The following is a 23360-nucleotide window of genomic DNA, read 5'->3' on the forward strand; positions in this document are numbered from 1 at the left end:
CATGGATAAAAATTGGCATAATTCTAAGAAAAAAAACATTTGCTGTATTTTTCCAATAACAAAAGTTAAAATATAAATAATTAGGCACACCTTTATGAATAGTTTTGAACAGTTTAATACAAAAATAAATAGAGCTCGGATTGTGATTATTTTCTGTATTACATTATTTATTGTATTTCTAATAAATCAACTGCCTATAAATAAAAATCAAGAAAATATAAAAACTCCTGATCCAATTAAAGAAAAAATGGAAACTAAAGAATCTCCATCAATATCAACGATAGAAGATCTTACATTTAATACTCCAGAAGAAATAGCTACATGGATACAGAATAATCCGAATGACCCAAGAATAAACGAAGTCAAGCAAAAATTTAAATCAATGGGATATTCCATAGAAGAATTTACAAAAGATCAAGAAGCACCACAAGCAACAGATCCTTCTGATAGAGCATTGAAAGCATCTTTATTTTGGTATAATAATATACCAAAAGAGAGGCAGGATAAAATGAAACAGACATGGGGGGGCGGATCTGATGATCATTATGTTGCGGTCAAAAACTTCGCAATAGCTTTAGATACGAAAAGAGAATGGTTAATCGATGTGGAATTAATTATCGAGGAATATAAATCTAAACAGAATACTAGTTATACACAGCCATCTACTAAAAACCCAAAAACAATACCCTCTAATGAAAATTCGAATTCAGAATTGGATGATATGATTCAAGAAAGTGAAAGAAAAAAGACTGAAAAATGTCAACGGGATCTTGCTGAATATAACGCTTGTTTAACTGAATATAATGCAGAAATGGCGGAATATAATGCATGTTTAAATCAAGATAATCCTTACAAATATTGTTCAAAACCATTCGGGTCTTTTTGTGTTAAGCCCTTTTGTTTCTAATTGATATTCATAAAAGAAGTCATTATTATTCTTATTATTTTAGAGCTATTCTATTTTTTAGAGAGACTACTTTATACAAGCCAAAATATTTTCTCAAATACCTACTATTATTGTTGTCGTATAGTTTTGTGATATTGTTCTAAAACATTATTTATCGCTTGCATCATTTTACTAGAAAGACGCAAGCATCGTTTTAGCTGAATATCTACAGAATCATCCTTGCCAAAATATTTTTCAAGATATCCTTGTATCGCAGCGTCGGCATAGTAATGCCTACTTTCCAAAACTTTACTATGATTTATTGATCTATACGCATATCTTTTTTCATCAGAAAGATTATCTTGAAAAAAAAATTTTCTATACCCCTCCACCAATCTCTTGTTTGTTTGATAGTGAAAAGAGGTATTATTTCTCACATCACGAATAATTTCAACTAAATCTCGTACCCACAAAACCTCTTGAGGAATATCAGAGAAATTCTTCTTTCTGGTATTTTTTTGAAGAATAAGCAAGATATGTTTCCAAGTACTTTGTGTATCCTCATTTGTTTTTTGAATGAAGCTCTGAATATAAGACGATTCAATCATAGATATTTTTTTCGTCATATAATTACAAACTTCGTAGAGCGTGCCAATATACAACCTCAGAATATGCAAACGAATACCGCCATATTCTCCCGCATGTACTGAAATCTCTTTTTCCTCTGGCTTCTTGCAGCTTTCTACAAAAAGATCATTAAGAAGTATAATGTCTTTAAGATCATTAAACATCAAAGAGAAAGTTAAAAGAATTTCTTTTTCTTCTTGATATTGTATTCTTTCCTCCTTTTGTGGAAAAATATCTTCGGCAAAAAACTTTTGCAGTTTTTTATTTATAAACTCTTTCATTGAATTCTACTTTTTCAATATCTCATACTGTTTATAACAGTCTTCTTTTTCTTTTTCTACACTCTCAATCATTTCATCCCATATGATCTTTTGTCCTTCGTATTTTTCCATAATTTTTTTAGTATTCTCAGTATTTTTTTCTTCAATTTTTTGTAGACAAATCAACAACTTCTCTTTTTCTAAATTTTATAGATAAGTATTTATTCATAAAGAATTTTTACGAAAAAATTAAAAAACATTATTCGAATTTTATGAGTGATAAGAATGGGGATACGAATCTTATCTCTTCTTTCCCGATATAATCTCGTAAGTATAGGTAAAATCACTATTTGGATCTACTTTTTTCATATAAAATTCCTCATTAAAATCCATGAAACTATTTTCGTAAATAACATTTGTTAATTCTTCGTCATGTTCATCGAATTTATTTCCTTCGCTATCAAAAAAATCTATCTTAATGCTTAATTTTTCAATTGGATAAGAATTATTATTTTGGATCTTTCCCGTTATCGCAAACTTATTCCCATAATGAGTATTATACGCGTTATACGGATCAGAAGATTGCTCTAATTGAAAACTTAAAAGAGAGAGTTTATCGGCATCAATAGTATTTCGATCACTTTCTTCATTGAGGGTGTTTTGTATTACCTCTTCTCTTTTTCGATTTTCTGCTTGAATATCAATCGCACCTCTGCTTTTTGCACATACCTCAAGAAGAAATTCCTTTTCATTCGTTGACTTTGCGGATAAATAATCTGGGGATTTTTGAAGGGCATCTAGACATTCTTTATAAGCATTTCTTTCCATATGGGGTTGTATAATTAGAACATGCATTAAAATTGCAACGACAATAATTATGCCAATAAGCAAGAGTGTCTTGAATGTAGTAGTCTTCATATTCCTTTAATTTTAGGTAATTAGTGTAAAACATAATCAAAATAGATATAAATGAACAACTTGAAAAGATTTTCGTTTCTATGGTTACATTGGAAGTCCGCTCATCTCTTGCATTATAGCACCACTTATTTTTCACTTGTAATTCTCAATCCTTCCTCCAACTCCTCCACCTTTACTCTCTTTTGCTCCAATGCTTTTTTAAAAGCGATATTTTCAACATTCATTTCCATTTAAAATTCAAATTATTTTTTAATTATCACCTTTTTATTTTATAAAAAATAGAGGTTTATTTCTCTCAAATATTTTGTGTAAAAAATTCTTGCAAACTTTCAATAGAAATTCGTTTTTGTTCCATACTGTCACGATCACGGACAGTAACGGTATCGTCATTGAGAGTGTCAAAATCTATAGTTACACAATACGGTGTTCCAATTTCATCTTGTCGACGATATCGTTTTCCCACATTGCCATTATCATCAAATTCACATATCCACCTATCTCGAAGAAGATCGAAAACTCCACGAGCTTTATCCACTAATTCCATCTTATTTTTCAAAAGAGGGAAAATAGCAATTTTTACAGGAGCAAGTTTTTTGGGAAGACGAAGAACTGTTCGAACATCTCCTCCTTCCATCTCTTCTTCTGTATACGCATCGGTCAAAACTGCCAAAAACATTCGGTCCAATCCCACAGATGTTTCAACAATCCAAGGTAAATATTTTTCATTCGTATACGGATCACGATAACTCAAATCTTTTCCAGAAAATTTACTGTGTTGAGTAAGATCATAGTCACTCCTATTATGAATACCTTCAAGTTCTTTAAAACCAAAGGGAAAATTGTATTCAATATCCCACGCTGCTTTAGCGTAAAATACAAGATTTTCATGTTCATGCCATTTTAGATTCTTTTCTTGTATGCCAAGATCAAGATAAAACTGCCACCTCTTTTCTCGCCACTCTTCATAAACTTCCGATGCTTCCTCTGGACGTACAAAATATTGCATCTCCATTTGTTCGAACTCACGTTTTCTAAAAATAAATTGGCGAGCCGTAATTTCATTACGAAAGGCTTTACCTATTTGTGCTATACCAAAAGGTACTTTCATCCGCGTACTATCCAAAACATTTTTGAAATTTACATAGATTCCCTGGCAGGTTTCTCCTCTAAGATAGGTTGGCTGTTTCGCCCAATCTCCGGTAAAATTTCCTAGATTAGATTGGACCAAAAGATTAAATTTTTTCGCATCAGAAAAGTCCTTTCCCCCACATTTCGGACATACTATTTTCTCTTTAACACTTTCAAAAAGTTTTTGTATTTCTTCTTCGCTCATTTTTTCATCAGCAAAGACTCTTGCGTCTTCCAATGCATGATCCACACGTATTCTCGTATGACATGTCTTACATTCGCTCAAAGGATCGCTAAAACCATTCACATGACCAGAGGCTTCCCAAACTTTAGGATGCATAAAAATAGCGCTATCAAGCCCTACAATGTTTTCATGAGTTTGTACCATTGCCTTCCACCACGCATCACGAATATTTCGTGCAAGCTCAACACCATACGGACCAAAATCATAAACAGCAGCAAATCCTCCATAAATTTCACTCGAAGGAAAAACAAAACCACGACGCTTAGCAAAAGAAACAATTTTATCCATAGTATCCATAAAATATTGTGCTACAAATATATTTCCAATGTACGACAAATACCCAAAAAGAGCAAAAAAATGCTTTTTATTGAAAAACGTTTGAAGGAATTATTCTTTAATTTCCATCATTCTCATAATACATCTCGGGAGGAGAAATTTCATATGCAGCTTCTTCTGAAGAGTTTTTTTCATTTTTCTTTATTTGTAAGGATGCCACCAAAATAAAAAGGAGAAGCGCTAAACTCAAAAGAAGAACAATAAGTACTTTTTGTGTTTGGGTTTCTTTTTTCATATTTTTTTCTACGTACTATCTTTTAAAATATTCTTTTATTTTTCTACTATCTCCCCAGAAATTTCACTCTTTTTCAAAGATGAAAATAAGGAGCTCTCTATCATCATTTAACGTTTATTGTAACGTTAGCAGTTGATTGCAAATTATTACCATAAGAAGCTGTAATTTTAGCAGCTCCCGCACGAAGACCTGTCACAGTAACTACTTCTGAATAATTTGAAACTTTAACATTAGAAGATGCTGATTCCCAAACAACACGTTGGGAAACGCCATCATCAGAGTAGGGTGTCTTACATGATATCTGATTGAGTTCTTCACGAGAATTTCTTTTATATATTCGAGCTTGCAGTTGAGTCTTTCCACCGACTTTTATCGATACTGAGGTTGGACAAATGAGTAATTTTTCGTAATTTGCTGTAGAAGGGGAAGAATTGTTATTTGAAGGATTAGTATTTTGACGTAATGTTATTCTTCTCATATAAAGATCATCTGCGTCATATTTGCTCGCCTGTTTTCTTGGCCAGATAACGAAAAAGGTATTTCCCACTTTAAAACTATCTTTATTTGAAGGAACGCTTTCATTTACAATAGTAGAATAAAATGTCCATTCACCATTTTTTTGACGATTATCCACTGTAGCTAAAGATGACCAATGTATTCCGTCTGATGATTGCATTAGTTTTACCAAACCATTCACAGACCCTTGAGTCATAAGATATTTTCCATTACTTGCGGAAACTGTAGCATCCGTGTGACTATCACTAAGATCTCCCAATGGACTACCCGCGCCAGTAAGTCCATTTTCAACCCAAGCTCCGTTATTATATTTTTTCCAACTCGTAACTTTTCCCTGCGTAGCATTATTAAGAACATCTTGTATATTCGCACGAGCAACAGCAACGTATTTAGTATTACTTGTATTATCCCAAAAATACGTATAGAAATATTCACCAGCAAGAAGAACAGGTGTTCCACCAAGATTACCATTAGCATCACCTGTATCAATTTTTGCTTTTATAATTTCCCCTATAAACTTCCATGATTCTCCTTTATCGGTAGAGGTCATGAGTCCTATAGAGTATTGCTCAGTTTTTGCTTGATAATTATTACATTCTTTAAATTTTTCAACATGTACAAAACCCAACCAAAAATTCTCTGATTTTTGGTAAATATTTTCTATCCAGATACCTGCACAAGCATACTGTTTAAAGAAATTTCCCATGTCAATATAATCTCTATTATTTTTTTGCCATACAAGTCTTTTAAAAGGTTCGCTTCCATAGAGATTTCCTTTAAATTTCGTTGTTTGACCTGAAGTTGCAACGAAAAAATCCATTTCGGATGCACTCCCCCCAATAGTTGCCATGCTCGAATCCATAGTAACCGGCATTTGAGCATCGTTATAAAGTAATGTTATAGGACTCATAGAAACACCTGTCGTGTAATTATACGTAGTGGGTGAATAAAGTAATTCTTTCTCTTGTCCACTATTTGAATTTTTTGCTGTTATTTTCAAAGAGTGCTCCCCTGATTGATAAGCTTCGGGTATAGTCCATCTAAATCCATAATTCCCTCCAAGATCAGCTCGATACCGATTAGCAGTTTGTTCCCCTCTTTTTACACCATCAATATAAAACATTACTTGTAGACTTTTTGAAGGAGCTTCGTTATCTCGCGACCATCCTTCTACAATATTATTATCTAGATCAATAGAATCAGCAGCTCCTTCTGGAAGTTTTGAATTTTTAAGGATTTTCAATTCTTTCCATGCAGCCCAATCATATGAAACTGATGCTCCAGCATCAGCTCCCATAAAAATCGTTATTGTTTTCCCAGCAAAAGGAGAAAGATCAATTTCTACTGTTTCAAGAGATCCTGTATATATTTTCGTTTTTGAAAAAAGATTTATCCATTGTCCATTTTCTTGAAAAGATGCGAAAAAATGAATACCATCAGAAGTTCTCATTTTTTCAACTTCACCTTGTGTATATCCAAAAACTGCTCGTAAGACAGGTTTTTCAACCGCACTCGGAATAGTGATATTACTAAAGGCTCCGTGTGTAAAACCATTACTTATCCATTTGGGATGTGTAAATAAAACAGTTGCTGTTGTTCCATCTTCTAATCGTTGTCCAGGAATAAGCAAACGCGCTCCCTCTGGATCAGAAGCGATAGAAGGCCATGAAACTCCTCCCGCATTATTATGCCAATAAGCAGAAGGTGCTAAAGAAAGAAAATCATATGCAATTGATTGAGTCGCAGGAGCTGACCCAGCATTACTAAAAGAAAGATCCATGGAAAGAGAAGAAAGAAAAGAAAGTAATGGGAGGTTTTTTCTTTGCAAAAAAAGAAGACTTCCAAAAAAAACGATACTTACTAAAAAAAGAATAAGGATGCTTTTATTATTTTTATTTTTTTTCATATCAAGAGAATGATAGTAAATTAATAACTATTATCTTAGAAAACGTATACAAAAGTATTATATCATGTTTTATAAGAATTACCCCCTTAGCATATTTTCTTTCCATTAATAGATAATTTCTTACTCACAGATAAAGATTCTTTATTCTCAAATAATTCACTGTCTCTCTCTACTATATCTTTTCTCAAATATACATCCTTAGCTTTAGAAAAAAACTTCAAAAAGAAAAATGCTATATTTAAAAAAGATACTTTTTTAAAAAGTATCTTTTTTAGAAACCTCTTAATAGAGTAATTTTTTTCTAAAAAATATCATCTACTTCTTCATATACAGATTTCAAAACAGACACGGCATCTTTTACCCCTGTCTTATACGTATCATTCGCTTTTTTTATTGCACCAAGATATGCATTTCGAGCAGTCTCTCTTTGACTTTTCGTTTCAGACCCAAATTGCTTAAGCATTTCTGAAAGGGCTTCTCTTGCTCCAGAAAGATCAGTTTTAAGCTGTGTTCGGATTTCTGAAAATTCCTGCCCGCCTTCACAAGATTTAGTGGCGGTTTCTATTGCTGTTCGAATAGACTCCTCATACGTAGCATAAAAAGTATTAACTTGCTCTTTATACGAATCAGTCACAAGAGCGTCCCATGAAGCTCTATAGTTTTTTCTTGCAGTTGCAACTTCTGTTTGTCGATTTAAAGCGAGAGTTTCCATAGTTTTTTGAAATTTCTCAACAGCGTCTTTTTGTTCTTGAGTTTTTGCCTCACTCAAAAGTTTTTCATATATTCTTTGTCTATTTTTCAAAGCCTCCTGCACTTTCTGCTCATAAGTAGAATCCGTTTGATTTCTCATTTGCATGGTAACTTGCTCACGATTTTGTATTCTTTTCAAAAAAGCTCCTTGCTTTACATCTATATTTTTAAGAAAATTCATTTTTTCTTTTGCGAACGTTTCACATGTTTTTATCTGTCTTTGTTCTTTTATTTCTTCCCTCTTTTCTTCACGGTTATTAATTTTCTCTTGCATTTTCTCATTTCTCTCTTCTGCTTGTATAGTCTTTTTCTCAACATTTTTTGCTCCCATACCCTCACCCGTACCGTTAGAATTCTCTCCTTGAGCTAAAACAGACGCTGAAAAAACCATTCCTCCAAAAAGGAATAAAAAGAAAGAATAAAAAATAGCTTGTTTATTTTTCATATATTTATTCATTCAATAATGTATTAATTTCTTCTTCCATCTGAATAGCTTCTTTTTCCAAACCAAAAGCTTCTTCTGAAGAGATCTCTTCTTCCAAAGATTTATTAAGAGCCTCGTCAGATGCTAATGTTTCTTCAATAACAGCAGCCTCTAAAGGAAAAGATTTTTTTGAATTTTCATCATAAAGATTTTCTTTATTATTATTCTTATTTTGTCCCATTGTCTGAGGATTATTCAGTCCTTTAGACATTCCTCCATTCATAAAAACAAAAGAAATAAGAACAATTGCGACCAAAGCTAAACTCATAAGGGCCACAGTGAGAATCTTTATCTTTTTTTCTTCTTGAGCCATACTACGTACTTTTTAATTATTTTTATCTTACCCTCTTATAATAACACATTTTTCCAAAAAAAAATTCATTTACATATTTTTATATTGTTTAGCAAGGTTCTGAATTCCCGGAGCATAATTAGTATAACCATAGCATGTCCAACCGAGATATCGCATAGAAGCGTACACCTCCCACTTTACGTTCACACTTTTTTTATTACAAGGATTCTTTATACTCACTTCACCACTTTTTGTCGCTCCATCATTAGCAAGTTTTAATGCCATTGCTACAGTACCATCCAAAAGACTCCATGGGTCTGGAGGGTTATGCCCCGTATTTGAAGCGATTTTTGCTTTATAGCCTGCCCATGTATCTGGCATAAATTGAGCTACTCCCATAGCACCCCCCGAACCAGGATAACTTTTTGAAGCGCATGAAACGGGTCGTTTTTTATAATCTGCATTTAATTCTTCACAGATTTCTTTGAAATATTTTTTTCTCGTTTCATTCATACTAGCATTACTATACGTACAACGTCCTGCCAAAGGATTTCCTCCTGATTCCATCGACATAACACCGAAAAGAAAACCTTCACGAACACCTGTAGCTTTTGCAGCAAACTTGATAGCATCTTTTATTTGTCCTGTATCATAAGCCTTTCCAAGAATCTGATTGAGGCTTGATTGCAATTTGGCCATTTCTTTTTTAAGATCTTCGATCGTTGCTTCTGTTTGAGCTATCTTTTTTTCATGAGTTACTTTCTCAGAAGTAAGGTCTTGCGCTTCATCTTGCTTTTCATCTAGTACTTCTTCTTTTTCTTGCTTGATAACTTCTAATACTTTTTTTTCCTCTGCGATTTGAGTTTTTGTTATTTCAATATCCTTCATCATTTCACTCATACGCGCCTGAAGCATTACGTGAGCATCTTCAATTTGAGTAGCCTGAGCAAACATACCGTCTTGAGAAAGAACACTTGCCAAAGAAGTTTGTGATGTTCGATATAAATTTTGAATGATTCCAGAAAGTATGGCGCGTTGAAGAATAAGTCTTTTTTTCAATGATTCTATTTCTTCCACTTTTCTCTCCAAAACAGTTTTTGTTTTTTTTAATTCCCCCTGAACTTCTTTAATTTCTCCCACTGTAGAATTAAGTTCTTTTATTATGGTTCCGTGACTTTTTTCAAGTGTTTCTTTTTTTTCTAATTGTTCTTTAATTTCTTCTTTTACTTCTTTAATATCTTTCTCAACGTCCTCAGGATCTTTCGCAAAAGTATATTCCGCAAAAGAAAAAAAGGATAAAGCTATTCCCAAAAAGAATACTTTTTTTATCACCTCTTTATAATTCTTCTTCTCGTAGTTTTGCATACTTTTAGTATACAACATAATTAATTTGAATGCCTAATATTCATTTCTTTTTTTCTTATTCATCTCTATAAAAAGAATAAAAGATAACAAAAAAGAATAAAAGATAACACCATTATTGTAGAATAAAAAACGTCTTTCCCCTGAGGAGAAAAACGTTTTTTACTCTACTGAAGTCTTTTCAAAGAAATAATTTCTTCTTTCTATTCTACAATCTCTTCTTTCTTTCCCTTCTCCGCAACTTCTACTTTGGTAACATCCACATCGGAAGAAAGATTTTCTTCTTCTTCTGTTCTTGGTCTTGAGACAGAAGCTACTATTGAATCTGGTGCTGTAAGAATTTCAACACCCTCTGGTACGGAAAGTTCACCTACATGAATAAAATCATCAAACGTTTTTAATTTAGAAATATCTACCGTAATGGAAGAAGGTAGGTTCGAAGGTAATGCTTTTATATCAATTCCATTCAATCCTGTAACAAAAATTCCGCCCTCTTCTTTTACAGCGCTTGATTCACCAATAAATTCAAATTCTACCCAAGTCTCTACAGCTTCGTTCATTGAAACAGCATAAAAATCTATATGCATCATTTCTCCACTCAAAGGATGATATTCAATATCACGAACAAGAACATCAAAACCTTTTTTGTCAGAAGTCTGAATATGAAAAATTGTTGATTCCCCTGCTTGAGAAAATATTTTTCCAAAAATTTTCTTATCAACTGCGATAGACACTGACGTTATTTTTTTTCCATAAATAACAGCAGGAACAAATCCTTCTTCTCTAATTTTTTTAGGAGTTTTTCCTTCTCGAAACTCTCCAGCTACAGCAATTGTCTTCATAATAATTTTTATACAAACAAATCTTTTACACCCACTTGGGAATTTTTAAAAGCACTATATAAAGAAAGAATTTCATCACCAGAAATTGCTGACTTTTGTGAGAGAAAACTCTTCGCTTCTTTGCGAGTAAGATCGGTAAGCATTCCCATACCAACCATTCCTGATGCATTTACCCGAATAGAAACTAAAAGTGCTGTTTCACAATGATGACAAAAAAAATGAAGGATGCTCCCTCCTTGATTCTGCGCAATTGTCTCCATCCCATCCGACTGATCATACTCATTCGAACAGACAGGACATTGTGTCGGATATCCTTGAATAAGAGAAAAATTCATATTACCCTCTCATTTATAACGAGATGAAGATTATCACAACATTTGACTATCGTCAAGAATTTTTCGTTCTTTCGAGCTTGCGATAAATCTTTTATGATAAGCAATATTAGCCACCAACCCCAAAGCGAATGCTGTGGCCAAAAGAGAGCTTCCTCCATAACTCAAAAGAGGCAATGGGATACCTGTAACTGGAACAAGCCCAATATTCATACCTATATTGATCATGATTTGTATAAAAAACATACAAAAAACACCCGACGCAATAAGAAAACCAAAACTATCTCCTGCTGTCATTGCAATCAATGCAATACGATAGAGAAGAATACTATAAAGCAAAAGAATAAAAAATGCCCCAAACACACCAAAACTTTCCACTATGGAAGCGAAAATAAAATCGGTGTGTGATTCTGGAAGAAAGGCTAATTGTGATTGAGAGCCACTTCCTACACCTTTTCCAAAAAGACCCCCCGAACCAACTGCAATTATAGATTGCATAACATTATAACCACTTCCAAGAGCATCTTCTTCGGGACGAATAGTTGTAAAAATTCTGTCTTTTTGATAATCCTCAAGAAAAAACCACGAACTAAATGCTCCAAAAAAAGCAATAGCTATCATAGCAAAAACATATTTAACTTTCATATCAGATACAAAAAGCATTCCTGCCCAAATAAAAAGAAGAACGATTGCCGATCCCAAATCAGGTTGTAAAAGAACGAGTCCTACAAGAGCAAATACTAAAACACACGAAACAATAATCCTTCCTATATCCCCAAAAGTTGCTCGCTTTGCAACGAAAAAACTTGCCAAGAAAAGAACGAGAACAACTTTTACCATTTCCACAGGCTGTAAACGAAAAAAGCCTAAATCAATCCATCCAGAAGTTCCTCGAATACCTTCAAAAAAAAGTACAACCACAAGAAAAGCGATGCCCAAAAAATAAAGCGCTGTACTTATTTTCTTTAAAGCTCGATATGAAATGTGAAACATGAGAAAAAAAACAGAAATAGAAATTCCTGAAAAAACAAGTTGTTTTAAGAAGAATTGCGATCCATCATTGTTTTTCCCCGCATCAAAACCATATAAAGTAACTAATCCTAAAAGAAGAAGAAGGAAAGAAGAAGAAATTAATACAAGGATATCTGAAATTCCTCGTTTCAATATACCCATATATCCTATTAAGAAATTTTTATCTTTTTATTTTTTCTCATAGTCTTGAAATTTTCCACTAGGAAAAAATATCTTAATGAAATTTTGATTTTCAAACATATTTGTTATAGCAAGTATATCAATTGAGGCAACTTTTTCCTTGATAACATTCATCCAATAAACGGGGAAATCTCTTTTTTCACCAGCTTTCACCGTTTGCATATCTGTCCTATTAACTCCGATAATTTTTCCAGCATCATCACGAAGTACTACAAATATTTCTATTGTTTCAAAATCATAAGGACTCTCATTCCAAACAAGACCCTTAGCCACAGCATAATTAGCTCCTGAGGAAGAAATTTCAAAAGATTTATTTGTTACATTAAGTTTGGGAGATTCGTATTCAGAAAATTCTTCCCAAGCAATAGTATCAATAATCAATTCAACACTTGACGGCTCCTTTATTGATTCAACTTCGAGAAGGATAAGGTATCTTTCTTGAGCAGGAAGGATATAAGTTGTATCTGAAACAGAACGAATAATATTTTTTTGCTCATCCAAAAGATTAAAAGTATAAGAAAATGAACCTGAACCAAAAAGATTATTCGTATTTTTTATACGAGCAACAAGATCAAATTTTCCAAGTGAAACAGGAACAGCTGCTGTTTCTAAAATTTCAACATCTCTCGCTTCTACCACAGGACTACATAAAGGACAAACACCTCCACAATCAACGTAAAGTTCATTTTGATTTAATTTTTTATCTGTACATGAGGGCTCGGGTATAAAGAAAAAATCTGCGAAAGCACCTGCTAAAAATAGGAATATAAGCACAAAAATACTTGCATAAAAGAAACGTTTTTTTTCTCGAGTAAACATAAAAATAGATACTATTTATTTATATATTTTCATAATAGCACAAAAACGTCCTTTTGGGACGTTTTTGTTAATCTGGATATAACCTGCAGTGTTCTCGGCACCGACCTACTCTCCCCCCAAGGGGGTACCATCGGCGCTGGAGCACTTAACTGCTGTGTTCGGGATGGGAACAGGTGTACCCGCTCCGCTCAAGGCACCGAGAACACTGCAGATTATATTTCGAAAAATTGACAAAGGAACTTCACTTCACTAACCGATACCCTTTTGTTGGAGTCAAAAAACTCAAACAAAAGGAAAAAAAATGAGATTTTAAAGATTATTACATTTATTAGTACTCCTCGACTGAACCCCTTGCAGGGCGTACATCTGGAGCCTATCAACCTGATCATCTTTCAGGAAATGTTTTCGGCGCGAACGCCGAAACTTGCCTCATCTTAAGGTGGGCTTCCCGCTTAGATGCTTTCAGCGGTTATCCCGTCCGAACGTAGCTACTCGACAGTGCCGCTGGCGCGACAGCCGATACACCAGAGGTTCGTTCTTTCCGGTCCTCTCGTACTAGGAAAGACTCCCTTCAAGCAAGGACGCCTACGGCAGATAGAAACCAACCTGTCTCACGACGGTTTGAACCCAGCTCGCGTACCACTTTAATTGGCGAACAGCCAAACCCTTGGGACCTTCTCCAGCCCCAGGATGTGATGAGCCGACATCGAGGTGCCAAACCGCGCCGTCGATATGAACTCTTGGGCGCGATAAGCCTGTTATCCCCGGGGTAACTTTTATCCGATGATCTTCCACACTCCTACATGTGATGGTCGGTTCACTAACTTCCACTTTCGTGACTGAGCGACTTGTAAGTCTTTCAGTAAAGCTGGCTTCTGCGTTTGCACTACCAGAGCGATTTCCATCCGCTCCTAGCCAACCTTTGTAAACGCCTCCGTTACTTTTTGGGAGGCGACCGCCCCAGTCAAACTACCCACCAGGCACTGTCCCCGGACCGGTAGTTATACTCAAAAAAGAGTGAAGACTGGAAGAAAAGATAAAAGAAAAAATCTTTTATCTTAATAATTCAAAAAAAATATTTTCCATGCTTAATGTTGGAAAAATTACCTATTTCGTTTTGCTTACTCTCAGCCTTCGGATCCGTTTAAGTATATCTAACGGCCCAGGGTGAGAATAAAAATTTCAGCAGAGTGGTATTCCATTGGCGACTCCACTTCAACCAAAGTCAAAGTTTCAAAGTCTCCCACCTATGCTCGGCAACTAAAATTTCTATTCAATACCAAGTTGTAGTAAAGCTCCACGGGGTCTTTTCGTCTTGCCGTAGGAAGGGGGCATCTTTACCCCCGCTGCGATTTCACCGAGCTTCTCGTTGAGACAGTTCCCAACTCGTTACACCTTTCATGCGGGTCGGAATTTACCCGACAAGGAATTTCGCTACCTTAGAACGATTATAGTTATCGCTGACGTTCACTGGCGCTTCGGGGATTGGCGTGAACCGCTCCCGTTAACGTTCCAGCACTGGTCAGGTGTCAGCCCCTATACATCAGCTTTCGCTTTAGCAGGGACCTGTGTTTTTGGTAAACAGTCGATTGGGATCTTTCGCTGCGCCCCACCCTTTGCAAGCAAAGAGCGGGGAAGGCATATCCCTAAGTTACGCCTAGCTGTTTTGCCGAGTTCCTTAACGAGAAATCACTCATTCGCCTTGGGCTACTCGCCCTGTCCACCTGTGTCGGTTTTCGGTACGGACAATATATTACGAACCTTAGAAGTTTTTCCCGGTACCGCGCTCCCTTTTCTTCTCTCTTGCAAGCAAGAGATTCGGATGATACCTCGAATTATTGTGTGGCGGATTTACCTACCACACATTCTCGATACCCCCACGCAAATCCAATAATGCGCAAAAGGTACAGCAATACGTCACTCCATCGAATAATATATTGGTGCCGGAATATTAACCGGCTGTCCATCGACTACGCCTTTCGGCCTCGCCTTAGGATCGACTTACCCCGGGATGATTATCATAGCCCGGGAAACCTTGGACTTTCGGCGTCTTGGAATCTCACCAAGATTGCGGTTACTCATGCCAGCATTCTCACTTCCTTGCGCTCCACCGCGGGTCACCCCTACGACTTCAGTGCACAAGGAACGCTCTCCTACCAATCGTTTACGTCTTATTTTACACAAAACAAAAAACATATTCATTTATAAAAAAATGAATACTTACGTCTTATTTAAAATAAGACGTAAACGATTTCGTATCTTCGGTGCCATGCTTAAGCCCCGTTACATTTTCGGCGCGAAATCTCTAAGCTAGTGAGCTATTACGCACTCTTTAAAGGATGGCTGCTTCTAAGCCAACCTCCTAGGTGTCTGAGAAATTTCACTTCCTTTACCACTGAGCATGGACTTGGGGACCTTAGATTACGATCTGGGCTGTTCCCCTTTTGAGATCCGAGCTTAGCCCCGGATTTCTGACTGCTTCGATACCACTACGAGCATTCGGAGTTTGATTGAAATTCCTACGGCGAACCGCGAAATCTCATTCAGTAGCTCTACCTCTCGTAGCTAATTAACGAAACGCTAGCCCTCAAGCTATTTCGGAGAGAACCAGCTATTGCCGAGTTCGATTGGAATTTCTCCCCTACGCACAAGTCATCCCCGCGTGTTGCACAGCGCGTGGGTTCGGGCCTCCTCTCAGTATTACCCGAGATTCACCCTGCTCATGCGTAGCTCACCCGGCTTCGGGTCTTGTCCTTGCGACAAATCGGCCTATTAAGCCTCGCTTTCACTGCGCCTCCAGAGCATCGCCCCTTAAGCTGCCGCAAAGATCAAACTCGCTGGCCCGTTCTGCAAAAAGTACGCAGTCATCCCGCAAAAGCGGGACTCCTACTCTTTGTTGGCGTACGGTTTCAGGTCTATTTCACCTCCCTTTCGGGATACTTTTCACCTTTCCCTCACGGTACTAGTTCACTATCGGTCTGAAGTAATATTTAGTCTTGGAAGTTTAGTGCTCCCTGATTCAAACGGAGTTTCACCGGCTCCGCCCTACTTGAGAATGACCTCAAGAAAAAAGATTTTTTTTCGTATACGGGACTTTCACCCTCTTTGATCGCTCTTTCCAAAGACGTTCTACTAAAAAATCGTTTTTCACCCCGATTAAACGAGTTAAGTCACCTCGCAACCCCTGATACCAACACTACCAACAAATATTTTACACTTATTTGCAGTGTTGGTATCAGGTTTAGACTCTTCCGCTTTCGCTCGCCACTACTTACGGAATCACAATTGTTTTCTATTCCTTCGGGTACTAAGATGTTTCAATTCCCCGAGTTTGCCACATCATCCTATGTATTCAGATGACGGTTTGCCATTAAGGCAAGGGTTACCCCATTCGGAAATCCACGGATCAAAGCTTATTTGACAGCTCCCCGAGGCTTATCGCAGTCTTTCACGTCCTTCATCGCTTACTTCAGCCAAGGCATCCTCCGTACGCCCTCGCAATCTTTAATATAATTCTCATTTTCTCACTTCCCATACAATATACAATCGAAATCATATACGTTTGGGAAGGTCGGTTAGCAAAGAGAAATCTCCTTGCTAACTTCGCAGTTATTTTTTTCCTACTTTATTCATATAGTGCAGTCACCCCTGATCCTTCGCAATCAGACACAATGCAAAATATGTACCCAAATTGTCAACTTGCTCTTTCTTTTGCGAAAGCATTCTTTTTCCAAAGTTTTAGCGACTAAAAACTTTCAAAATGGAATGTTTTCGCAAAAACTTAATTTTAAGAAAATTCAACAACCAAGCACGAGCCGGTTTTTGATTTTTTATCTTTTCTTTCCTCTTAAACCTCACCAGAAAGAAAGAAAATTATTTTTTAAACTAACACAAGAGCGATTGTATCATCTTGTAAGAGATTGTCAATAGTACGGCAAAGTTATTCAATTAATCCGAAAAATTAAAAAATAAAAATTATAGAATCAAAAACATAATTAAAAATAAAAATATCAAAAAATGGCTCTAATAAGAAATATTCCTATTAAAAAATAAAGTTTAAAATATTTCTCATTCCAAAGTATTTTTTACTTTTTTAGAATGAAAAATATGGAGATTTAAAGAAATAATACACATACAAACAACATACACTCTTCTGTCCTAACAAAACGAAAATAAAATGAGCACGCGTATACTATTTTTAAGTAGTTCCTTTAAAAATAAAAAGTTAAATTCTAAAATAGCCTTTAGCATTTCAATTCGGCACAATTGCCTTGTTCAAATATGAAGCTATATTTCATTTCCATTTCATTTAAAATCAAAAGATCTACTTAGCTAATTTACAAATGAAAAGATTTCTTTTTTAAAAGAATTATAAAGAATCCTGCGAGTTTTTTGTATAAATTTTTGAAAAATACAAATCAACATCTTGAATCCACTTTTTCACACTATACGGATCGTGAGCGGCGCACGAAGAACCACATTTCCAAATAATAAGATCTTCAGGTGTTTCTCTTTTTTGATTATATACAAACCAGGAAATTCTTTTTCCTACGATATCAATAGCTTCTTTTGGACTATCAAAACATGTATGTCCCCCAGTACCCATTCGTTCTCGAACGGATCGATATCCCCAATAATTAAAGCAATCTTCACCCTCAAGGACAGGGACTCGTTTTCCCCAATTACTTTCTTTCTTTGCAATCGCAATAAGGTATGCGGCGATAATATCATCTTGTTCAAAAATATAAGGAAGCATTTGTTCTATGGGATACCCCTTTACCATATCTCGGATTTCTTTTTGAAAAGCCTTTTTCTTCGCTGTTTGTTCAGATTCTTCACGTTTTCGAAGTTCTTCCTTTACACGATCATCTTCTTTTATTTCCATTAGATAATCTGCTTCACTTTTTTGAATGAATTCAATAGCCTCCCCTAAAACAATTCCCTCTTCTTCAGAAATTCCTTCAGAATAAGCACTTTCATCAGCTAATTTAATTTCTTTTTGAGCAGATACAGATTGACCAAATGATCTGTAAATCATACTCATAGAAAGCATACCAAAAAGTACCGCTCCTACTAGAGAAAAATTCCAAGCACGAATAGGAGAAATAGAAATTTCCAATCCTTCTCGAACATCAACTAATTTTCTTCGCCATTGAAACCACGAACCTTCCAATGCCCAACGAATTTTTTGTGTATCGTGAAGAATATTTCTATAAGGAATCTTTTCTTGACGATGCATTACTCCATCAAATAATTTTCTTCGTTCTATTCTACGATAATTTTGATGAAACAAAACCTCTTCGTGAGAAGTTATATACCGATAGGAGTCCTCGGTAAAAAAACGGTTGGAACGAACACCTCGAGAAAGAAAAAATATTTCATCTCGTTCCGGTTTTTGATTTCTTTTTTTGGTTTGATAGATATCGATACGCGACATTCTCAATTATTATTGAAAATACATTTCACAGTATAACACACTCTATTCATTTTTCATAAAGGAAGAACTTTCAAAATACTTTTTTGCTTCTGCTCCGATAAAACATTTGTCTTCGGCAAAAACAAAAGGCACACCAACATTCTCCTTTTCGAGATTACAAAGATCTGCTTTTTTCATCATTTCTTTATTATTAGTGGTGTTTTTCCAAACTTCCTTTTTTGCTAATTTTTCTCCATACACAACACCCTCTTTATCAAGAAATTTTTGAAGTTCTTCGCAATGAGGGCATCCATCACCATAATAATAAACTACCGGCGCATTAGGATTACCCAAATCTCCATTTTTTATATCTACATTTGTTGGAGCCGAGGTCTCTTGCAAAAAAAATCCCCAAACTACAAAACCCGCTACGAGAAAAACACCTACACTCATAACTATTTTTTGCCATATTTCCATATATTCCGATCATTATCATTTACAAAAAAAGTATACCACAAATTTTCAAAAATAAAAAACCTATAGTTATTTATTATCTATAAAGAATTACGCCCAAAATATTAAAAAAGAAATAAACATTTTGTCTCAAAAAATTATTTTAGAATTTATAACTTTTATTTTTTTATAATTTTAATTATCCCAAGAAGACTCAGAAAAAATAGAATTAAGCTTAATAATTGCCCCATGGTAAGCCAATGAAAAAATATAAATCCTATTTGAATATCTGGTTGGCGAAAAAATTCAACAAAAAATCTCATACACCCATATCCAACAAGAAAAAGGAGTGATAAAACACCAGGAGGAAATTTTTTATTTCTCAGAAAAAAGAAGAATAAAAAAAATAAAAAAAATCCCTCAAAAAACATTTCGTAAAGTTGAGAAGGGTGTCTAAATATTCCATCACCAAAATTAACACTCCAAAAAATATTTGATTCTCGACCAAGAAGTTCTCCATTCAAAAAATTTCCCAATCTTCCAAACGCTATCGCAATCGGAACCGCTGGAACGATAGAATCAAGACTCTTCCATACATCGAGTTTCTGTTTTTTACAGTACACCCAAAAGAAGAAAGCGCTTCCTAAGATAGCTCCGTAAAAACTCATACCAAAAATTCCTCTGTATATTCCATTGTGATCAAAAAGAGCTATTATTTCAAAAGGATTTTCCCAATAAAAAACTGGATTGTAAAAAAGAATATAACCCAATCTCCCTCCCAATATCCCCCCCAAAAAACCCACAAGAAGAATATCTAAAAGTATTGTCTGTGAAAAAAGAGTGATTTCTCCTCTTTTGATACGCCATGAAATAAGTCCCCACACACACAAAAAGCCAAAGATATACATCAATGAATACCATCGAACAATGAAAAATCCCAAAGAAAAAGCTACCGGATCAAGAGAGAAAGTCATTGTGAATTTCCGTTATATTCTTTGAGTTGAAAAGAAAACTCTCGTTCGTATATTCGGATAAGTGCCAAAAATAAAGAAACAACGATAGGTCCTATAATAAAACCAAAAATACCGAAGAGAATTATACCTCCAAGTGTTGCAAAAAAAACCAAAAGTGGATGCATTTGACTATCTCGTCCAACAAGTCTTGGACGAAGAATATTATCAATAGTAGAGATAATTCCCGCTCCACAAGAAAGAATAATAACTCCCTCTAAAATATTACCAGAAAGTAACATAGAAACTCCCACAGGAATCCACACAAGCCCACTACCCACAGCAGGAATGAGTGCAGATACCATCATTACAACACCCCATGTAACAGGAGAAGGAACTCCAGTCAAAGAAAAAAGTATAGCACCCAATATTCCTTGAATGAAACCTATAATTATTGTTCCTTTCAGAGTTGCCTTACTTATTGAAACAAATTGTTTTACTAACTCTTTCTCTTGATCCTCTCGTAATGGACTTAAATTCATAATAACTCGAACCATTTTTTTTCCATCAATAAAGAAATAAAAGAGAGAGAAAAACATAACAAAGAGAGAGAAAAAGAAATGAGAAAGACCGGAATATGTTTTTTGTAGAACACTCACAAAAAGAGCACCTCCTTGTTTAACAATTGATGTGATATTTTGCTGATCAATAATAGGAAGATTGTTTGATATCGATTGAAAATATTCAACACCTCCACTGAGAAGCTCAGGATTTTCAGAAAAATAATTCATCATCGAATATGCTTCTTTTGTGACGAGTGTCACAATCAAAACAAAAGGAATTACAATAATAAGAAAGACAGCAAGACAAGATACTAATGATCCCCAAATTCTTCCAAGATGCGCTTTTTTCCAAAACCATTCATATACTCTAAAAAAGATAGAAGCCAAAACTCCCGCAATAATAATAGGGATCATAAAAGGAAGAAAAATAAACATAACGCCTATCCCCGTCAGCCCCAAAAGCCACATGAAATAAATAACATTAAAATTGGAGATTTTCATATAATTTTATATTTTCATCAAAATATTTTTATACCGAGTCGGGCTGCCGAGAATTGAACTCGGGTCACACGCACCCCATGCGTGCATACTACCGTTATACTACAGCCCGATTTTTTTTCATCTTACGGTAAAAATCAAAAAACGTCCAGAGTAAGATCAAAAAAATATCTTCTTCCCCATTCTCTTTTATAGAAAAATTAAAGTGACTTCATTTGAGATTTTTCTCTCTATACGTTAGTATGATAAATCAATACTTTTGGGAAACAATCTTATGGAAATCAAAGAGAATATTTTACGAAAAAAAATAGCTCGACAAATTTATAAAGTACTTGATCCAGAACTCTTTATTTCCATAGTTGATCTTGGTCTTATTTATGGTATTCAAATAAAAGGAAAAGAAGTTCTTCTTACTATGACACTCACTACAATTGGCTGTCCTCTTTTTGAATCCATTGAAAAAGAAATTCGTTCGAAGATACTCTCTTTGCAAGAAGTACAAAGTGTTTCTATACAAATAGTTTTTGATCCTCCCTGGTCTGTACAAATGGCCTCGCCAAAAGCTTTGGCCGAACTTGGCTTATAAAAAACGATAAAACCCGCTCGTTGGCGGGTTTTATCAAATTTTTCATTAAAAAACAGAAAGAGGAAAACTACTTCTTCTTTGCAACCACCTTTTTTGGAGCTGCTTTTTTCACAACGGATTTCTTTGCAACTGCCTTTTTTGGAGCTGCTTTTTTTGGAGCTGCCTTTTTTACAACAGCTTTCTTTGCAACTGCCTTTTTTGGAGCTGCCTTTTTTACAACTTTTTTAACAGCTGACTTTTTCGCTACTGTCTTTTTTACAACAGCTTTCTTTGCAACTGCCTTTTTTGGAGCTGCTTTTTTTACAACTTTTTTAACAGCTGACTTTTTCGCTACTGCTTTTTTATTTGTTGTTTTTTTTATTGTTACCACAAAATTCACCTCCTTTCTTTCTTTATTTTTTTTCTTTTTTCCATTGCAAATTTTTTGCAAATTTCTCATTATATCGCCATTGTAACATAACAAAAAAGCGATGCAATACCTTTCTATTATTTTTCATTTTTTATAAAAAAAATATATTTATTTCAAGCCATTTTTTATAAAAATATACTCCATCACCCATCAAGGAAAACACACTCAGATTCTTCTACAAATTATTATTCGAAAGAAATATATTGATTCAATAAAATATTATTTTCTTTTACAAATCCAGCGGGAACTTCCAGGACATATCGAATATCTACTTTGGGATAAAATTGTTGAGGATACGATGCGGAAGATGCGTTTTCAGTTATATCAACAATACGATAATTTTTATCTATCCATAAAAAATCTAAAGAAAATTTCATATCTTTCATCCACATAGAGGGTCGTTTCTCTGTCTCAAAGATAAAAAGCATTCCTTGATTCTTTTCTAAAAAGTCTCTTCCCGACAATCCTTTTCGCTTCTCTTCCAAAGTTTTTACGATATCAACCTTAATCCTCGTTTGATGCACTCTTATAAAAGTAAATTTTCCATTCCATAGAAAAAAATCATTTTTTTCAGAGAAAAATAAAAAAATAACTAAAAAAAGAAAAATAAAAAATACTATTTTTTTCACAAAAATTTCCTAAAAATTATATTTAAAAATCTTAAAAAATAATTTTTCTTATCCCATTTTTTTGGGGCATATGGAGTTAAGAATACATTGCTCACATTTTGGATTTCTTGGTATGCAAACATCCCTTCCTAACATAATAAGATATTCATTCACATTAAGATACTCTTTTTTTGGAAATATTTTTTCCAAATCTCGAGAAATTATATCTCGATTTTTACTTTTACTCCATCCCAAACGAGGAGCAACCCTTGCCACGTGAGTATCTACAGCGACACCAAAAAATTTTCTAAACGCTTTTGCCCCTATAATGCAAGCACTTTTTTTAGAAATTCCTGGAATCCGTATAAGCTCTTTGTAAAGTCGAGGAATCTCTCCAGAATAATCTTTCTCTAAAAGAATTCCCATTTCTTTAACGTATCGTGATTTACTTTTGTAATATCCAGTAGAATATATAATCTTTTCTAAATCAGAAATATTTGCTTTAGCATAAGCTTCTGCTGTTTTATATTTTAAAAATAATTCTGGAGTAACGCGATTAACCCGCATATCAGTACACTGAGCACTTAATATCGTTGCGACAGCCAACTCTAAAGGAGTAGACCAAGATGCAAAGGGCCCTGTTTCCTTATAATAATCTTTAAGTTTTTGAAGTATTTGAATTGGATTTTTTTTCATACCTATTTTTTTCATTATACAAGAAAAACGAC

General features: G+C 34.7%; 21 protein-coding genes, 1 tRNA gene and 2 rRNA genes. 2 read left to right on the top strand and 22 right to left on the bottom strand.

Going from position 1 to position 23360, the window contains the following annotated elements; translation table 11 throughout:
• Positions 1-142 precede the first annotated feature (142 nt).
• Positions 143-907, top strand: a complete 765-nt coding sequence (locus tag IPN70_01735) for a hypothetical protein (GenBank protein QQS61633.1) — start codon at positions 143-145, stop codon at positions 905-907.
• 107 nt (positions 908-1014) lie between these two features.
• On the opposite strand, the gene IPN70_01740 is transcribed toward IPN70_01735, so the two are convergent.
• From IPN70_01740 to IPN70_01830, 19 genes are all read right to left on the bottom strand, one after another.
• Positions 1015-1794, bottom strand: a complete 780-nt coding sequence (locus IPN70_01740) for a hypothetical protein (GenBank protein ID QQS61634.1) — start codon at positions 1792-1794, stop codon at positions 1015-1017.
• Positions 1795-2073: 279 nt separating this feature from the next.
• Positions 2074-2691 carry a hypothetical protein gene (locus IPN70_01745; protein QQS61635.1) on the bottom strand — a complete coding sequence of 206 codons (618 nt, stop codon included), beginning with the start codon at positions 2689-2691 and terminating at the stop codon, positions 2074-2076.
• Between the two features lie 295 nt (positions 2692-2986).
• A complete protein-coding gene (locus IPN70_01750) occupies positions 2987-4360 on the bottom strand; it encodes a glycine--tRNA ligase (GenBank protein ID QQS61842.1) in 1374 nt (457 codons plus the stop codon).
• Between the two features lie 97 nt (positions 4361-4457).
• Positions 4458-4634 (bottom strand): hypothetical protein, encoded by a 177-nt coding sequence (locus IPN70_01755; GenBank protein ID QQS61636.1) that lies wholly within the window; start codon positions 4632-4634, stop codon positions 4458-4460.
• Between the two features lie 103 nt (positions 4635-4737).
• Positions 4738-7056, bottom strand: a complete 2319-nt coding sequence (locus IPN70_01760; GenBank protein ID QQS61637.1) for a hypothetical protein — start codon at positions 7054-7056, stop codon at positions 4738-4740.
• Positions 7057-7357: 301 nt separating this feature from the next.
• Positions 7358-8251, bottom strand: coding sequence for a hypothetical protein (locus tag IPN70_01765; protein QQS61638.1), 894 nt, complete (start codon positions 8249-8251; stop codon positions 7358-7360).
• A 4-nt stretch (positions 8252-8255) separates the two neighbouring features.
• The gene (locus IPN70_01770; GenBank protein ID QQS61639.1) at positions 8256-8603 is read right to left on the bottom strand and encodes a hypothetical protein; all 348 of its coding nucleotides are present in this window, start codon (positions 8601-8603) and stop codon (positions 8256-8258) included.
• Positions 8604-8672: 69 nt separating this feature from the next.
• Positions 8673-9947: a hypothetical protein gene (locus IPN70_01775; GenBank protein QQS61640.1), complete on the bottom strand. Its 1275-nt coding sequence runs from the start codon at positions 9945-9947 to the stop codon at positions 8673-8675.
• A gap of 200 nt (positions 9948-10147) precedes the next feature.
• The gene (locus IPN70_01780; GenBank protein ID QQS61641.1) at positions 10148-10786 is read right to left on the bottom strand and encodes a 50S ribosomal protein L25; all 639 of its coding nucleotides are present in this window, start codon (positions 10784-10786) and stop codon (positions 10148-10150) included.
• An 8-nt stretch (positions 10787-10794) separates the two neighbouring features.
• On the bottom strand, positions 10795-11121 hold the full coding sequence (locus tag IPN70_01785) for a hypothetical protein (protein ID QQS61642.1): 327 nt from the start codon (positions 11119-11121) through the stop codon (positions 10795-10797).
• Between the two features lie 33 nt (positions 11122-11154).
• On the bottom strand, positions 11155-12291 hold the full coding sequence (gene rodA, locus IPN70_01790) for a rod shape-determining protein RodA (GenBank protein ID QQS61643.1): 1137 nt from the start codon (positions 12289-12291) through the stop codon (positions 11155-11157).
• 27 nt (positions 12292-12318) lie between these two features.
• Positions 12319-13149 (bottom strand): hypothetical protein, encoded by an 831-nt coding sequence (locus tag IPN70_01795; GenBank protein ID QQS61644.1) that lies wholly within the window; start codon positions 13147-13149, stop codon positions 12319-12321.
• A 92-nt stretch (positions 13150-13241) separates the two neighbouring features.
• Positions 13242-13350, bottom strand: a 5S ribosomal RNA gene (rrf, locus tag IPN70_01800).
• Positions 13351-13456: 106 nt separating this feature from the next.
• A 23S ribosomal RNA gene (locus IPN70_01805) occupies positions 13457-16657 on the bottom strand.
• A gap of 861 nt (positions 16658-17518) precedes the next feature.
• Positions 17519-18586 carry a hypothetical protein gene (locus IPN70_01810; GenBank protein QQS61645.1) on the bottom strand — a complete coding sequence of 356 codons (1068 nt, stop codon included), beginning with the start codon at positions 18584-18586 and terminating at the stop codon, positions 17519-17521.
• Positions 18587-18628: 42 nt separating this feature from the next.
• Positions 18629-19042, bottom strand: a complete 414-nt coding sequence (locus IPN70_01815) for a hypothetical protein (protein ID QQS61646.1) — start codon at positions 19040-19042, stop codon at positions 18629-18631.
• 155 nt (positions 19043-19197) lie between these two features.
• Positions 19198-19992, bottom strand: a complete 795-nt coding sequence (lgt, locus tag IPN70_01820; protein QQS61647.1) for a prolipoprotein diacylglyceryl transferase — start codon at positions 19990-19992, stop codon at positions 19198-19200.
• Positions 19989-20966 (bottom strand): AI-2E family transporter, encoded by a 978-nt coding sequence (locus tag IPN70_01825; protein ID QQS61648.1) that lies wholly within the window; start codon positions 20964-20966, stop codon positions 19989-19991. The genes lgt and IPN70_01825 overlap by 4 nt, the downstream gene beginning before the upstream one ends.
• Positions 20967-21070: 104 nt before the next feature.
• Positions 21071-21141 (bottom strand) — tRNA-Pro (locus IPN70_01830).
• Between the two features lie 162 nt (positions 21142-21303).
• Between IPN70_01830 and IPN70_01835 the strand changes: the two genes are divergently transcribed.
• Entirely contained in the window at positions 21304-21615 is a 312-nt protein-coding gene (locus IPN70_01835; GenBank protein QQS61649.1) for a metal-sulfur cluster assembly factor, read from the top strand.
• A 67-nt stretch (positions 21616-21682) separates the two neighbouring features.
• Here IPN70_01835 and IPN70_01840 read toward each other — a convergent pair whose 3' ends face one another.
• The 3 genes from IPN70_01840 to IPN70_01850 all read right to left on the bottom strand — a co-directional run bounded on the left by IPN70_01840 (position 21683) and on the right by IPN70_01850 (position 23328).
• Positions 21683-21985: a hypothetical protein gene (locus IPN70_01840; GenBank protein QQS61650.1), complete on the bottom strand. Its 303-nt coding sequence runs from the start codon at positions 21983-21985 to the stop codon at positions 21683-21685.
• Between the two features lie 224 nt (positions 21986-22209).
• Entirely contained in the window at positions 22210-22653 is a 444-nt protein-coding gene (locus IPN70_01845; GenBank protein QQS61651.1) for a DUF192 domain-containing protein, read from the bottom strand.
• 48 nt (positions 22654-22701) lie between these two features.
• Positions 22702-23328: an endonuclease III gene (locus IPN70_01850; GenBank protein ID QQS61652.1), complete on the bottom strand. Its 627-nt coding sequence runs from the start codon at positions 23326-23328 to the stop codon at positions 22702-22704.
• Between the last annotated feature and the right edge of the window lie 32 nt (positions 23329-23360).

It is taken from the genome of Candidatus Moraniibacteriota bacterium (assembly GCA_016699795.1).
Classification (GTDB): Bacteria; Patescibacteriota; Minisyncoccia; order Moranbacterales.

What these genes read in the sequence shown, in the direction of transcription:
- IPN70_01815 (QQS61646.1), bottom strand. Translation starts at nt 19,042, where the DNA reads ATGGAAATATGGCAAAAAATAGTTATGAGTGTAGGTGTTTTTCTCGTA.
- IPN70_01755 (QQS61636.1), bottom strand. Translation starts at nt 4,634, where the DNA reads ATGAAAAAAGAAACCCAAACACAAAAAGTACTTATTGTTCTTCTTTTG.
- IPN70_01780 (QQS61641.1), bottom strand. Translation starts at nt 10,786, where the DNA reads ATGAAGACAATTGCTGTAGCTGGAGAGTTTCGAGAAGGAAAAACTCCT.
- rodA (QQS61643.1), bottom strand. Translation starts at nt 12,291, where the DNA reads ATGGGTATATTGAAACGAGGAATTTCAGATATCCTTGTATTAATTTCT.
- IPN70_01760 (QQS61637.1), bottom strand. Translation starts at nt 7,056, where the DNA reads ATGAAAAAAAATAAAAATAATAAAAGCATCCTTATTCTTTTTTTAGTA.
- IPN70_01810 (QQS61645.1), bottom strand. Translation starts at nt 18,586, where the DNA reads ATGTCGCGTATCGATATCTATCAAACCAAAAAAAGAAATCAAAAACCG.
- IPN70_01765 (QQS61638.1), bottom strand. Translation starts at nt 8,251, where the DNA reads ATGAAAAATAAACAAGCTATTTTTTATTCTTTCTTTTTATTCCTTTTT.
- IPN70_01850 (QQS61652.1), bottom strand. Translation starts at nt 23,328, where the DNA reads ATGAAAAAAAATCCAATTCAAATACTTCAAAAACTTAAAGATTATTAT.
- IPN70_01740 (QQS61634.1), bottom strand. Translation starts at nt 1,794, where the DNA reads ATGAAAGAGTTTATAAATAAAAAACTGCAAAAGTTTTTTGCCGAAGAT.
- IPN70_01825 (QQS61648.1), bottom strand. Translation starts at nt 20,966, where the DNA reads ATGTTTATTTTTCTTCCTTTTATGATCCCTATTATTATTGCGGGAGTT.
- IPN70_01785 (QQS61642.1), bottom strand. Translation starts at nt 11,121, where the DNA reads ATGAATTTTTCTCTTATTCAAGGATATCCGACACAATGTCCTGTCTGT.
- lgt (QQS61647.1), bottom strand. Translation starts at nt 19,992, where the DNA reads ATGACTTTCTCTCTTGATCCGGTAGCTTTTTCTTTGGGATTTTTCATT.
- IPN70_01750 (QQS61842.1), bottom strand. Translation starts at nt 4,360, where the DNA reads ATGGATACTATGGATAAAATTGTTTCTTTTGCTAAGCGTCGTGGTTTT.
- IPN70_01795 (QQS61644.1), bottom strand. Translation starts at nt 13,149, where the DNA reads ATGTTTACTCGAGAAAAAAAACGTTTCTTTTATGCAAGTATTTTTGTG.
- IPN70_01835 (QQS61649.1), top strand. Translation starts at nt 21,304, where the DNA reads ATGGAAATCAAAGAGAATATTTTACGAAAAAAAATAGCTCGACAAATT.
- IPN70_01775 (QQS61640.1), bottom strand. Translation starts at nt 9,947, where the DNA reads ATGCAAAACTACGAGAAGAAGAATTATAAAGAGGTGATAAAAAAAGTA.
- IPN70_01770 (QQS61639.1), bottom strand. Translation starts at nt 8,603, where the DNA reads ATGGCTCAAGAAGAAAAAAAGATAAAGATTCTCACTGTGGCCCTTATG.
- IPN70_01745 (QQS61635.1), bottom strand. Translation starts at nt 2,691, where the DNA reads ATGAAGACTACTACATTCAAGACACTCTTGCTTATTGGCATAATTATT.